The sequence below is a fragment of the Actinopolyspora alba genome, from assembly GCF_900112765.1.
Lineage (GTDB): Bacteria > Actinomycetota > Actinomycetes > Mycobacteriales > Pseudonocardiaceae > Actinopolyspora > Actinopolyspora alba.
The window spans coordinates 87,181-99,371 of sequence record NZ_FOMZ01000003.1; the positions used below are offsets into that span (position 1 = coordinate 87,181).

A 12,191-nucleotide genomic window follows, 5' to 3' on the forward strand; every position below is an offset into this window, starting at 1 on the left:
TCCACCTCCGGACGAGTAGCTCCCACGTGTTCGGTGGTCGGCGGTGGGGTTGAGGTGGTGGCGCTCGGTCCATCCGTCCTGTGGCCGCCGGCTCGTCGAATCTCGACTTCCAGCGCCGTGACGAGGGTGTTCGGATCTCGTCCGTGGGTCAGACAGCCGAGGTCAACAGTGCCTGCCCGCTGCCGGTGCGGCCGAACAGCTTCAGCGCGGACTCCGTGCCGGGCGGTTCCGTGGAAACCTCCAGCTCGCTGGATATGCTGCCGGTCGAGGATGTCAGGTCCACCTCCGCGGTGACGCCGCGTCCCACGGCGAACTGCAGTTCTCCTGAGCCGGTGATCAGTTCCACCTGCCCCGCCGTTCCCTCGGCGACGGTGATGTCACCGCTGCCGGAACGCACCAGCAGGTCGTCGGCGATCCTGCCCAGCCACACACTGCCGCTGCCGGTCACCACCGAGGAAGCGGCCTCGATCGCGGCGATCTCGATTCTTCCGCTACCGCTGCGTGCCTGTAACCCGGCCCGCATGGTTCCGAGCCGGACCTGTCCGGACCCGGTTCGCACGGTCGCGGTGCCGGTTGCCTCATCGGTGAGTACCGAGCCGGAACCGCTCTGCAGGCTGAGCCGCCCCGAGCTGCCGCCGATCCGGATGGAGCCCGGTCCGGTTCGTGCGTTGACCCGGGAACCCGTCGGGGCGTGTACCCGAACCGCCAGTGGTACCGAGCGCAGCGGCACCGTGGTGGGCGGATGCACGGCCACTCGGCTGTTGGTCATGTCCACCCGTGTCTGCTGTACCGCCTCCGCCGCCGCGTTCAGCGAGCGCTCTCCCTCGCGGGTGCCGCCGTTGCCGCGTCCGTTCCCGGGCTTGATGCCGGTTTCGTTGAACTGCTCGCTGACCCAGTTCAACAGTCCGCTGAGCCCGCCTCGCCAGTCCGGATAGCCGTGCTCCGGCTCGTGCCGCACCTCCACCCGAACCGTCTCGGACTCCGCCAGCTCGACCTCGATCGGGCCGAGGCCGTTACTCAGGTCGAGTTCCACCGGCCCCGAGGCCCGGAACTCATGGTCACGCACGAGTTCCCGAGGCGGCGGCTCCGAATGTTCGCTCATCCTGCTCTGCTCCTTGGGAAGTCCTGAGTGGGCCGCTGCGAGGTGTGCCCGAGAGCTGCCGGATCGGGGCTGGTGCGGGTGAGCCCTCCACCCGCCCGTGAGGTCGCACCTCGGCCGGTGATCCCGCTACCTCGGGAAGTCTCGCGGGACACGTCGAGCGTCGATCCGCGTCGGCTGCCCCGCCGCTAGCCGGTGACCCATCCCCACAGCCGGGAGGAGTCGGGAACGTCCTGGCCGGAGTCCCCGGAGCGGCCCGGCTGCTCCGGTCCGCCACCGCTCCAGGCGCCGTGCGGCCGGTTGCCGTGCAGCGCCCCCTGCACAGCCCTGGCGACCCAGGTGTTCAACGAGACGCCCTGCGTGGAGGCGGCCTGTTCCGCCTGTCCCTTGATCTCGTCCAACAGTCGCAGCGTGATTCTGCTGATGTCGCCGCTGTCACCGATGGGAGGCGGTTGTGGGGGCTCCTCCTCGGCGTTCTCCCGGCGGTGTTCGCTCGGCCCGCTCACCACCGCGCGCACGTCCCTGCCCTCGAGGCGCACGTCGACCACGCGGCCGTCCAGCTGTGTGGTCACCTCCGCCGCCAGATCGGACAGCGCGTTCATCAGGGTCAGCCGAACAGCCGGCTCCAGCGCCCCAGCCAACAGGGTCGCGGCGTGTCGGGTGTCCTCGTCCCCCATCGATGCCGCCGCCGTCAGGTCCTCACGGAGTTGGCTGATGTGCGAGCTCAAATCCATGACGTCACCATGACGTCATTCTGGTGTCACCGCAAGGGGGGGGGAGTGGTGTCGCGAGTCCTGTCCGGTCGCCGGGAGAGCGGCCTCGTGCGTGGTCCCGGTGCGGTGAGGCATCGGGTTCGGCAGCCGCGTACCGCGCGTCGGGCCGGCGAACTCGGGGTCGTTAGGGTGTTCGACGAGGGAAGTGGCCACGCCGATCGCCGGTGCGGGCCTCCCGGGGGAGTCATCGCCGGTGGCATCGCGCCGGCCGTAGTACGCAGGAAAGGGGTTCGCCCGCCGTGACCGAGATCGTTCCGCCGAAGGTACGGCTGATCGGCAAGACCGAGTTCTTCCCGCCCGAAGACGTGGACTGGTCGACCGATGCCGACGGGGGGCAGGCGTTGGCGGAGTTCGCGGGTCGTGCCTGTTACCAGTCCTGGAGCAAACCGAATCCCGCCACCGCGACCAACGCCGGGTACCTGGACCACATCATGGAGGTCGGGCATCTCTCCGTGCTCGAACACGGAACCGTGACCTTCTACATCAGCGGCGTCTCCCGTTCGTTGACCCACGAGCTGATCCGCCACCGGCACTTCTCCTACTCCCAGCTGTCGCAGCGTTACGTCCCCGAACGGGACGCGGGCATGGTCGAGCCCGACATCATCGCCGAGGACCCCGAGCTGCACGAGAAGTTCCTGGCCGCGACGAAGGCGGGCCTGGAGGCCTACGCGGATCTGCAGCAGGCGCTGCAGGACAAGTTCGCCGACGAACCCAAGGCGACGCTGCGCCGCAAGCAGGCCAGACAGGCCGCCCGCGCCGTACTGCCCAACGCCACCGAGACGCGCATCGTCGTCACCGGTAACTACCGCGCCTGGCGGCACTTCGTCGCGATGCGCGCCAGTGAGCACGCCGACGTGGAGATCCGCGGGCTGGCCGTGGAATGCCTCAGGCAGTTGCGGGGAGTGGCCCCCAACGTCTTCGGTGACTTCGAGATCACCGAACTACGGGACGGCACCGAGGTGGCTTCGAGTCCGTACGTGACCGAGGGCTGATCCGCCTCGTGACCCTCGACGATCCGCTGCGGGCCGTGGATCACCTCCTCGCGCGGACCTCGCCCGGATGTTCCGGCTAGAGTGCGGGCATGGGTGTGGCTAACGACGAACGTCAGCAGTTGTGTGATCTGTTCGAGCGGTTGGGGCCGGAGGCGCCGACGCTGTGCCACGGTTGGTCGACGCGTGAGCTGGCCGTTCACCTGGTGGTGCGGGAACACCGCCCGGACGCGGCGGGTGGGAAGCTGCTGAAGGCACTGGCCGATCGCGGGGAACGTGTTCGGGGCGAACTGGCTCAACTTCAGTGGGAGGAGCTGGTCGACCGGGTACGTCAGGGGCCGCCGAAGTGGAACCCGCTCGGTATCGGGGCGGTCAACGAGGGTGTGAACAGCGCCGAGTACTACGTGCATCACGAGGACGTCCGCCGGGCACAGCCGGGTTGGCAGCCGCGACCGGAGGATCCCGAGCGTTCGGAGGCCCTCTGGAAGGCGTTGTCCCGCACCGCCAGGTACTTCTACGGCCGCAGCCCGGTGGGCGTGGTGCTTCGTCGTCCGGACGGCCACGAGATCTCCGCGAAGAACGGGCCGCGCACGGTGCGCATCCTCGGTTCCTCGGAGGAGCTCCTGCTGCACGCCTTCGGCAGGAAGCCCGCACAGGTCAGCTTCGAGGGGAACGAGGCCGACGTGCTGGCGGTGGAGGATCTTCGCCGTAGCGTCTGAGCGAGCGGCTCCGGTCGGTGGGGCAGTCGGGTCCGCGGTGCCCCGGGCACCGCGAGAAGTGATGTGTCTCACTGCTCGGAGTCGTGGAAGAATCCGGGTGTTGTTCCCGTCGGGCGCGGAACAATGCCTCGCCGCGGTTCGAATCGTCGTGATGTTTCCGTCGCCCGGACGTTCCCGGGACACAGTTCCGAGACGGGCACGTCCGATGATCTCCTCGGAGGGTAGCGTCAGCAGTTATGACCGTCAGTCCCACAGCTACCGAAGGTCGTCCTTTCGGGCGCGTTCTCACCGCCATGGTTACCCCGTTCGACACGGACGGGAATCTCGACACGGCTCTCGCGCAGCAGCTGGCCTGTTATCTGGTGGACCGGCTGGGTAACGACGGCCTGGTCGTCAACGGCACCACCGGTGAGAGCCCCACCACCACCACCGAGGAGAAGGAGCGGCTGCTGCGTGCCGTCTCCGAGGCCGTCGGGGATCGTGCCACCGTGGTCGCGGGGGCGGGAACGAACGACACCGCGCACTCCGTGGAACTGGCGCGCGGGGCCGAGAAGGCCGGGGCCCACGGGCTGCTCGTGGTCACCCCTTACTACTCCAAGCCGCCGCAGGAAGGGCTGTACTCGCACTTCACCACGGTCGCCGATGCCACGGAACTTCCCGTGATGCTCTACGACATCCCGCCGCGCTCGGTGGTTCCGATCCAGACCGAGACGCTCAAGCGGCTCGCCGAGCACCCCCGCATCAAGGCGGTCAAGGACTCCAAGCACGATCTGCTCGCGGGCAGCGACGTGATCGCCAATTCCGACCTCGTGTACTACTCCGGCGAGGACCCGCTGAACCTGCCGTGGCTGTCCACCGGGGCGGTCGGTTTCGTCAGCGTGGTGGGCCACGTGGTCGGTGACCGGCTGCGCCAGATGCTGGACGCGCACGAGTCCGGTGACGTAGCCACCGCCCGTGAGATTCACTACGGGCTGCTCCCGGTCTACCGGTCGATGAACTTCGTCGGTGGTGTGATCTTCTCCAAGACGGCACTGCGCCTGTGTGGTTACGAGACGGGGCAACCCCGGCTCCCGTTGCCGTCGGCCACGGACGAACAGGTGCGCATCATCGCCAGCGATCTGTGGGATGCTGGTCTGGTCCTGGTCAATCCCGATGCGGCAACCGAGGTGACATCGCGTTGACAGCACGCGCAACGTCGACCGAGAAACATCCCCTGACACCGACGTCGGCGACTCCGGCCCCGCCTCCGTTGGAGGAGGGGGCGCTACGGGTGGTCGCCCTCGGCGGTATCGGTGAGGTCGGCAGGAACATGACCGTGTTCGAGTACGACGGTCGGTTGCTGGTGGTCGACTGCGGTGTGCTGTTCCCGGAGGACGATTCCCCCGGGGTGGATCTGATACTGCCCGACTTCGGCCCGATCGAGAACCGCCTCGACGAGATCGAGGCGATCGTGCTCACGCACGGGCACGAGGACCACATCGGCGCTCTGCCCTTCCTGCTGCGGCAGCGTCCGGAACTGCCGGTGATCGGTTCCGGCTTCACGCTCGCGCTGCTGTCCGCCAAGTGCCAGGAACACCGGTTGACGCCGCGGCTCGTCGAGGTGGAGGAGGGGCAGCGCAGCAGTCACGGCGAGTTCGACCTAGAGTTCTTCGCGGTCAACCACTCGATTCCGGACGCGCTGGCGGTGGCGATCCGTACCCCCGCGGGGACGGTGCTGCACACCGGTGACATCAAGCTGGACCAGCTGCCGCTGGACGGTCGGTTGACCGACCTCGCGGGATTCGCGCGGATGGGCAGTGAGGGAGTCGATCTGTTCCTGGTCGACTCCACCAACGCCGAGGTGCCCGGCTTCGTCACACCGGAACGCGAGATCGGCCCCGTGCTGGACTCGGTGATAGGACGAGCCACGCAGCGTGTGATCGTGGCCTGCTTCGCCAGCCACGTGCACCGGGTGCAGCAGGTGCTCGACGTGGCGACCTCCTACGGACGCAAGGTCTGCCTGGTCGGGCGCTCCATGGTGCGCAACATGGGGATCGCCGCCGAGCACGGCATCCTGCGGGTTCCGGAGGGAGCCCTGGTCGACCTGGACGATGCGCTGCAGATGTCGTCCGACTCCGTGGTGTTCGTCTCCACCGGGTCGCAGGGGGAGCCGCTGTCGGCGCTGTCGCGGATGGCCCGTGGCGAGCACAAGCAGATCAGCATCGAGCACGGCGACACGGTCATCCTGGCGAGCTCGATGATTCCCGGCAACGAGACCGCGGTCTTCGGCGTCGTCAACGGCTTGGTCCGGTTGGGGGCCGAGGTGGTCCACCAGGGGAGCGCCAAGGTGCACGTCTCCGGGCACGCCTCGGCGGGCGAACTGCTCTACCTGTACAACGCGGTGCGCCCGGCCAACGTGATGCCGGTGCACGGGGAGTGGCGGCACCTGCGGGCCAATGCCGAACTGGCGACCCTCACCGGGGTGCAACCCGACCGGGTGGTCATCGCCGAGGACGGCGTCGTGGTGGACCTGATCGACGGTATCGCCAGCATCGCGGGCCGGGTCGAGGTCGGACACGTCTACGTGGACGGACTCTCGGTCGGTGACGTCGGCGAGTCCACGTTGTCCGATCGACTGGTGCTCGGTGAGGGCGGCTTCATCTCCATCACGGTGGCGGTGGAGGCCGGTACGGGACGCGCGGTATCACCCCCGACGGTCTCCGGTAGGGGCTTCTCGGACGACCCCAAGGCGCTCGACGAGGTAGTTCCGCTGGTGGAGATGGAACTCTCGCGGACCGAGGCCGAGGGCATCAGCGATACGCACCGCATCGCGCAGACGGTGCGGCGTACGGTCGGCAAGTGGGTCGCCGACACCTACCGGCGTCGTCCGATGATCGTGCCAAACGTGCTTCCGGTGAGCTCCTGAACCGGGTTTTTCGTTCCGGCTGACGGAGCGCCGGCACAGCGCGACCGCACACCGGCTCGTGGTGGAAGCGGGTACGTCGGTGGGAACGTCCTCGGCGGTTCGTGAACTCCGTGTTCCGTGCCGCCCCGCGATCGTGAGCTCGGGGCCGTTTGAAAGACACTTTCGAGTGGATAATCCCGGGTGCGGTTCCGGCTACCGTGGACACATTTTGTTTGCAACAGCACTTTCGTGTGGTGATGTTGCCTCGATGGTGTGACTGCGCGCGCTGGTTCCCGGCTGTGATGCCAATGTGGAAAACAGCCGGTCGGCGGAAAGCTTGCGGGGAAACTTTCGTGTTTCCGCTGAGCCGGTTCGCTCGGCAGTAGCAGTAGATCGCAGATTGGGGTCCGATCGTGCGTAAGTCGCTTCGCCTTCTGACGGTATCGGCAGCCGCCGCCGGTCTCATGGCCGTCGGATCACCCGCCATGGCCGACAGCTATGACAACGACGGCATCAACATCCTCAACGACAACAACATCAGCGTCCTGCCGATCCAGCTCTGCGGGAACAACGTCGGTGTGCTCGCCATCGTCGGCAACATCGGCTCCTCGCAGAACAGCCACTGCGTCAACGCGCCCATCGTCGACCACGCCAAGATTCGCTGATCGGGCGACCGGTCCCCGCCGCGGTGGCGGGGACCGGTACGTGCCGCGAAGACGTGTGACGGAGTTCTCGTGATCGGCGATCCGGTGTTCGGGTGCCCGAGTGAAGTGGGAGCCGTCGGGCACACCGAACCGAACGGGTAGAACCGGTGACGTTTCCCAATGGGCGCTGTCGGGGTGGGCGCGCTCGGGGAGCGGTCGAACGGGAAGCCGGTACGGGCCGAAGTCACACCAGGGGAGGGGGAGCGCTCGGCGTCGCACATCGTGTGCGGCGCCGAGCGTTTTTTCGGTGTGGAGGCTCGTCTTCCCGGACATTCCGGGAGGCCGAGTGGTCCCGCGGTGTCCAGTGCGCTCCCGCTGGACGTCGAGTGATTCCGTGGCGTCGAGTGGAACCTCAACGTCGAGCGGACCGCAGCGCCGTGCGCAACACCGTCGGCTGCGTGGTTCGTGGTTCCGACCGCCGCTTCGCCCCGGAATTCGGTTCGGAGCCGGGGTCGGGAGCGGGAAGCGGTGCGCAGACCACGTCGGCACGATCGCCCCTCTTCCGCTCGGGCAGCTCGCCGTCGGCCAGATACGCCGCTATCCGATCGTCCACACACGCGTTGCCCGACAGCGAGCCGGAATGCGTCACTCCCGAGCGCACTCCGATCAGGGCGGATTCCGGGAACCGCCGCCTGACCTCCAGCGCGCCACTGTAGGGAGTGGCCGCGTCGAACTCCTGGTTGATCAGCAGTGCCCCGCTCACATCGTCACCGCTCACCCGGAGCCGATCGCCCGCCGGTGCGGACCAGGTACGGCAGGGCGCGTTGTACCAGGCGTTGCCCCACGTCTCGAACGGTGCACGCGCGTAGACGCGCCAGTGGTCGGTCCGCCAGGTACTCCACCGCTTCGGCCACTCCGCGTCGGTGCACTCGATCGCCAGGTACACGGCGTAGCTGTTGTCCCCCTGACTGTGCGCGGCTTCGTAGAGCCGCTTCGCCGGTTCGGGATCGTGCTCGTGCACCAGGGCGGCGAACGCCTCGGCGATCCTCTCCCAGCCTCGCGTACCGTATCCGGCCCGGAGGAAGATGTCGGTCCACTCCGCGGAACCGATCACACCGCCCGCGGGTGCACGGTCCAGTTCGGTGAGCCGCTGATAGTAGCGTCGCCGGACCTCCTCGCCGGTCCGACCGAGATGATAAGCGGAATGGTGCTCGGCGATCCAGTCGGTGTAGCGCGCGAACACGCGATCGAAGGCGAGATCCTGTTCCAGGTTCGATCGGTACCACACCTTCCTGGGATCCACCACGCCGTCCAGTACGAGGCGGCGCACCCGCCGGGGGTATCTCGTGGCGTAGACCTGCCCGAGATAGGTGCCGTAGGAGAAGCCGTAGTAATTGATCCGCTCACGGCCCAACGCCTTGCGCAGGCTCTCCATGTCCTCGACCGTCTCGGTGGTGCTGAGGTGCTCCAGCAGTTCGGGGGCCGCGCGTGCGCAGGCCGTCGCGTAGTCCGCACCGCGTCGCAGCCGCTTCCGCTCCACGCCCTCCCCGTCGGGGACATAGGCGGGACGGTCGGTGGAGAAGTGGTCGGGTTCGCAGGAAAGCGCCGGTCTGCTGGCGCCGACCCCGCGTGGGTCGAACCCGATCCAGTCGTAGGTGCTTCCCGCCGCCCCAGGTACGGCGCCCCCGAGCAGTGACAGCTTTCTTCCCGAGCCCCCGGGGCCACCGGGATTGACCAGCATGAGTCCCTGGTACTCCGCCTCGGGAGAGGTGTGTTCGATCCGTGACACCGCCAGCGAGATCTTCCTGCCGTTCGGCCTCGCGTAGTCCAACGGCACCCGGAGGAAACCGCATTCGGCTCCTGCCCGCCGCAGCTTCCCGTCCCCGCACTGTCCCCATCGGATCGGTGCCGGTTCGAACTCCGGGGCGACGCCCGTCGCCCCGGTAGCGGGTGGCACCGGACCGCCGGCGAGTACTCCGACGATCAGTGTCACGGCGAGATTCTTCCGCACTCGTTTCCGTTCGCTCGCTCTCCCGGACTCGTGGTGTTGCCGCTGCTCGCCGACGGTCCACCGAAGTTTCGTGTTCCTCCCGGCGAAGGACGTCCAGGTCCGTCCTTCCGTCCGAAGACTCCCGACCAGTGTTATCGGCATGTCCGTCCCGGTACTTGTCACGTCACCGCAGCACCACACCCACCCGGGTGGGTGAAATGTGTGCGGCGAAGCCGTCGACGGCGACGTCCGAGCGGTCCTGCCGGGAACGGGTGTCACGACTCCACGACCTCGACGCGTGCCCGTCCTCCGCCGCTCCTGGTCGCCCGCTCGACGGCGTGTCGCCTCGTGGCCGGAACCCTGTGGCTGTGAACATGACGAGCGGCTCCTCCGAGAACAGCGATGGACGGCTTTTCGGCTGGTGTTACGAGAGAGACGGAGCACCGATACCGTGTTCGGTATGGCCAGCGGCACGACGGGCAAGGGGCGGACGAACGCGCGTGGCGGTGGGGAGCGTCGTGGTTCCTCCGGGGCGAGCACCAAGAAGTCCACCTCGAACGGATCCGGTTCCAAGAACACCAGCAGCGGGGGAACGCGATCCGGTCGGTCCTCCACCGGCAATGCCGCCACGACCAAGCGCACCGCGAAGAACGGCTCGCGGCGTTCCACCGCCAACCGGGGGAACGCCGCCAAAGGCGGTGGCTCCCGCAACTCCCGGGGTGGGTCCGGAGGATCCGAGCTGGGCCGCAGCCTTGCCCGGACGACCGGAACCCTGCTGCGTGCGTTGGGGCGCACCAGGGAGCTCGAACCCGCGCACCGGCGGGACGGGGTGGCCCTGATCCTGCTGGCCGTGGCGGTGATCACCGCGGCAGGCGTGTGGTGGCAGGCGGGCGGTCCGGTCGGGCACTGGCTCGACTGGCTGCTGCGTTCGGTGGTGGGGTCGGCGGCACTCGTGCTTCCCCCGGTGCTGTTCGCGGTGGCGGTGCTGCTGATGCGTACCGAGACCAACCCCGACGCGCGTCCGCGAATGGTGGTCGGAACGGCGCTGCTGCTGTTCGCGGGACTCGGTGTGCTGCACATCGTGACCGGTGCCCCTCGTCGCGCCGAGGAGTGGTCGGAGGCGGGTGGGCTGCTCGGATACGCCGCGGGCGGACCGTTGGCCAACGGGATGACCGGCGTCGTCGCGGTGCCGGTTCTCGTGTTGGTCTCGCTGTTCGCCGTGCTGTTGCTGACCGGAACCGCGGTACGCGACGTTCCGGAACGACTGCGTCAGCTCGCCCATCCCGAACACGCCGCGTCCGAACCGGCCGCCGAGGAGCTGCGTCCGTCCGATCAGGGCAGTGCCGAGCTCCGTCGACCGGCCAGGCGCAGGCAGGCCGCCATGACCGGGTCGCCGTCCCGGGAGGAGTCCGAGGACGCTGTCGAGCGGTCGGGTACGACCCAAGCCGCCGCGACGCCGGAGCCGCCGCGGGCCGAATCGCGCACCGAGACGTCCTCGAAGGCGGCCGAGAGCGGCGGTGCCGCGTCGGTCCAGGCGACCGGGGCCGCCCCGGAGGAGCCGCAGCAACTCACCATCAGCCGTACCGTGGAGGGTGACTACCACCTTCCGCCGCTCGACGTGCTGCAGGAGGGCGATCCCGCGAAGCGGCACAGCACCGCCAACGACGCGATGATCGAGGCGATCAACGGGGTGCTGCGTCAGTTCAAGATCGACGCGGAGGTGACCGGATTCGTCCGCGGTCCCACGGTCACCCGCTACGAGGTCGAGTTGGGCCCCGGCGTCAAGGTCGAGAAGATCACGGCGCTGACCAGGAACATCGCCTACGCGGTGGCCAACGACAACGTACGGCTGTTGGCTCCCATACCCGGCAAGTCCGCGGTCGGGATCGAGGTCCCCAACAGCGACCGCGAGATGGTGCGGCTCGGTGACGTGCTGCGTTCGCCGACGGCGGCCAACGACACGCATCCACTGGTGATAGGGCTGGGCAAGGACATCGAGGGGCAGATGGTCACCGCGAATCTGTCCAAGATGCCCCACCTGCTCTGCGCCGGTTCGACCGGTTCCGGCAAGTCGAGCTTCGTCAACTCGATGCTGGTCTCGCTGTTGGCGAGGTCCACCCCGGACGAGGTCCGGATGATCCTGATCGATCCGAAGATGGTGGAACTGACGCCCTACGAGGGGATTCCACACCTGATCACCCCCATCATCACCGAGCCCAAGAAGGCGGCGTCCGCCCTCGGGTGGCTCGTCGAGGAGATGGAACAGCGGTATCAGGACATGCAGGCCAGCAGGGTCCGCCACATCGACGACTTCAACGCCAAGGTGCGCTCCGGCGAGATCACCACTCCGCCGGGAAGTGAACGCGAGTACCGTCCCTATCCGTACATCCTGGCGATCGTCGACGAGCTGGCCGACCTGATGATGACCGCGCCCCGCGACGTCGAGGACGCGGTGGTGCGGATCACGCAGAAGGCGCGCGCGGCGGGGATCCATCTGGTGCTGGCCACCCAGCGTCCCTCGGTCGACGTGGTCACCGGTCTGATCAAGACCAATGTTCCGTCCCGGTTGGCCTTCGCCACCTCATCGCTCACCGATTCGCGAGTGATCCTCGACCAACCGGGGGCGGAAAAGCTGATCGGCATGGGCGACGGTCTCTATCTGCCGATGGGAGGCGCACGCCCGGGCCGGGTGCAGGGCTCCTTCGTCAGTGACGAGGAGATACACCGAGTCGTGGGCTACACCAAGGAACAGGCGGAACCCGACTACGCGGACGGGGTCACGGTTGCCAAGGCAGGGCAGCAGAAGGAGGTGGACTCCGATATCGGCGACGACCTGGACGTGTTGCTGCAGGCAGCGGAACTGGTCGTCACCAGTCAGTTCGGTTCGACCTCGATGCTGCAACGGAAGCTGCGGGTCGGTTTCGCCAAGGCGGGCAGGCTGATGGATCTGCTGGAGTCCAGAAGCGTCGTCGCGCCCTCGGAGGGTTCCAAGGCGCGTGAGGTGCTGGTCAAACCGGAGGACCTGGACAGTGCGCTGAGTGCTATCCGGGGTGGTCCGCCCCCGGAGGAAGCGGAGTGATTCCGCCGCGGTGC

At 67.9% G+C, this 12,191-nt stretch carries 10 protein-coding genes; 6 read left to right on the forward strand and 4 right to left on the reverse strand.

What is annotated here, in order from left to right:
• Nucleotides 1-148: 148 nt before the first annotated feature.
• Entirely contained in the window at nt 149-1,102 is a 954-nt protein-coding gene (locus BM150_RS05005; RefSeq protein ID WP_092924568.1) for a DUF4097 family beta strand repeat-containing protein, read from the reverse strand.
• Nucleotides 1,103-1,287: 185 nt separating this feature from the next.
• Nucleotides 1,288-1,833, reverse strand: coding sequence for a toxin-antitoxin system HicB family antitoxin (locus BM150_RS05010; RefSeq protein WP_092924569.1), 546 nt, complete (start codon nt 1,831-1,833; stop codon nt 1,288-1,290).
• Nucleotides 1,834-2,111: 278 nt separating this feature from the next.
• Between BM150_RS05010 and thyX the strand changes: the two genes are divergently transcribed.
• The 5 genes from thyX (at nt 2,112) to BM150_RS05035 (ending at nt 7,129) form a co-directional block, all read left to right on the forward strand.
• Nucleotides 2,112-2,864: an FAD-dependent thymidylate synthase gene (thyX, locus tag BM150_RS05015; RefSeq protein WP_092924570.1), complete on the forward strand. Its 753-nt coding sequence runs from the start codon at nt 2,112-2,114 to the stop codon at nt 2,862-2,864.
• Between the two features lie 89 nt (nt 2,865-2,953).
• Complete coding sequence (locus BM150_RS05020) at nt 2,954-3,580, forward strand: TIGR03085 family metal-binding protein (protein ID WP_092924571.1); 627 nt, start codon at nt 2,954-2,956, stop codon at nt 3,578-3,580.
• A gap of 236 nt (nt 3,581-3,816) precedes the next feature.
• Nucleotides 3,817-4,761 (forward strand): 4-hydroxy-tetrahydrodipicolinate synthase, encoded by a 945-nt coding sequence (gene dapA, locus BM150_RS05025; protein WP_092924572.1) that lies wholly within the window; start codon nt 3,817-3,819, stop codon nt 4,759-4,761.
• A 32-nt stretch (nt 4,762-4,793) separates the two neighbouring features.
• Nucleotides 4,794-6,485, forward strand: coding sequence for an RNase J family beta-CASP ribonuclease (locus BM150_RS05030; protein WP_092925003.1), 1,692 nt, complete (start codon nt 4,794-4,796; stop codon nt 6,483-6,485).
• Between the two features lie 464 nt (nt 6,486-6,949).
• On the forward strand, nt 6,950-7,129 hold the full coding sequence (locus tag BM150_RS05035) for a hypothetical protein (RefSeq protein ID WP_245755269.1): 180 nt from the start codon (nt 6,950-6,952) through the stop codon (nt 7,127-7,129).
• A gap of 391 nt (nt 7,130-7,520) precedes the next feature.
• Here BM150_RS05035 and BM150_RS05040 read toward each other — a convergent pair whose 3' ends face one another.
• Both BM150_RS05040 and BM150_RS23620 read right to left on the reverse strand, forming a co-directional pair.
• Nucleotides 7,521-9,101, reverse strand: a complete 1,581-nt coding sequence (locus BM150_RS05040; RefSeq protein ID WP_217641371.1) for an alpha/beta hydrolase — start codon at nt 9,099-9,101, stop codon at nt 7,521-7,523.
• A gap of 181 nt (nt 9,102-9,282) precedes the next feature.
• Nucleotides 9,283-9,474 (reverse strand): hypothetical protein, encoded by a 192-nt coding sequence (locus BM150_RS23620; RefSeq protein WP_139219453.1) that lies wholly within the window; start codon nt 9,472-9,474, stop codon nt 9,283-9,285.
• Nucleotides 9,475-9,558: 84 nt separating this feature from the next.
• Between BM150_RS23620 and BM150_RS05045 the strand changes: the two genes are divergently transcribed.
• Nucleotides 9,559-12,177, forward strand: coding sequence for an FtsK/SpoIIIE family DNA translocase (locus BM150_RS05045; protein ID WP_175496694.1), 2,619 nt, complete (start codon nt 9,559-9,561; stop codon nt 12,175-12,177).
• Nucleotides 12,178-12,191: the final 14 nt, after the last annotated feature.

What these genes read in the sequence shown, in the direction of transcription:
- dapA (WP_092924572.1), top strand. Translation starts at nt 3,817, where the DNA reads ATGACCGTCAGTCCCACAGCTACCGAAGGTCGTCCTTTCGGGCGCGTT.
- BM150_RS05045 (WP_175496694.1), top strand. Translation starts at nt 9,559, where the DNA reads ATGGCCAGCGGCACGACGGGCAAGGGGCGGACGAACGCGCGTGGCGGT.
- BM150_RS23620 (WP_139219453.1), bottom strand. Translation starts at nt 9,474, where the DNA reads ATGTTCACAGCCACAGGGTTCCGGCCACGAGGCGACACGCCGTCGAGC.
- BM150_RS05020 (WP_092924571.1), top strand. Translation starts at nt 2,954, where the DNA reads ATGGGTGTGGCTAACGACGAACGTCAGCAGTTGTGTGATCTGTTCGAG.
- BM150_RS05005 (WP_092924568.1), bottom strand. Translation starts at nt 1,102, where the DNA reads ATGAGCGAACATTCGGAGCCGCCGCCTCGGGAACTCGTGCGTGACCAT.
- BM150_RS05010 (WP_092924569.1), bottom strand. Translation starts at nt 1,833, where the DNA reads ATGGATTTGAGCTCGCACATCAGCCAACTCCGTGAGGACCTGACGGCG.
- BM150_RS05035 (WP_245755269.1), top strand. Translation starts at nt 6,950, where the DNA reads ATGGCCGACAGCTATGACAACGACGGCATCAACATCCTCAACGACAAC.